Origin of the sequence: Paraplanobispora takensis (genome assembly GCF_016863195.1) — a bacterium.
Taxonomy (GTDB): Bacteria; Actinomycetota; Actinomycetes; order Streptosporangiales; family Streptosporangiaceae; genus Planobispora; species Planobispora takensis.
Genome location: NZ_BOOK01000155.1, coordinates 1 through 602 on the forward strand (window position 1 = coordinate 1; position 602 = coordinate 602).

Consider the following 602-nt stretch of genomic DNA (forward strand, 5'->3'; position numbering starts at 1 on the left):
ACAAGGACATGACCTACTCCGCTCCGATGTTCGTCACGGCGGAGTTCATCAATAACACCACCGGTGAGATCAAGAGCCAGACCGTGTTCATGGGCGACTTCCCGCTGATGACGCCGAAGGGCACGTTCATCGTCAACGGCACCGAGCGTGTGGTGGTGTCGCAGCTGGTCCGCTCGCCGGGCGTGTACTTCGAGCACAACCCCGACAAGACCTCCGACAAGGACCTGTACGGCTGCAAGGTGATCCCCTCGCGGGGCGCCTGGCTGGAGTTCGAGATCGACAAGCGCGACAGCGTGGGCGTGCGCATCGACCGCAAGCGCAAGCAGGCCGTCACGGTGCTGCTCAAGGCGCTGGGCTGGACGAATGAGCAGATCTTGGAGCGTTTCGGCCAGTACGAGTCGATGCGCGCCACTCTGGAGAAGGACCACACCGCCGGCCAGGACGACGCCCTGCTCGACATCTACCGCAAGCTGCGTCCGGGCGAGCCCCCGACCCGCGAGTCGGCGCAGACTCTGCTGGAGAACCTGTACTTCAACCCCAAGCGCTACGACCTGGCGAAGGTCGGCCGCTACAAGATCAACAAGAAGCTCGGCGTCGACGCC

General features: G+C 63.8%; 1 pseudogene. It reads left to right on the plus strand.

The annotated features are described in order from the left end of the window. Window positions 1-602: pseudogene (locus Pta02_RS40875) on the plus strand (DNA-directed RNA polymerase subunit beta); the annotation flags it as partial.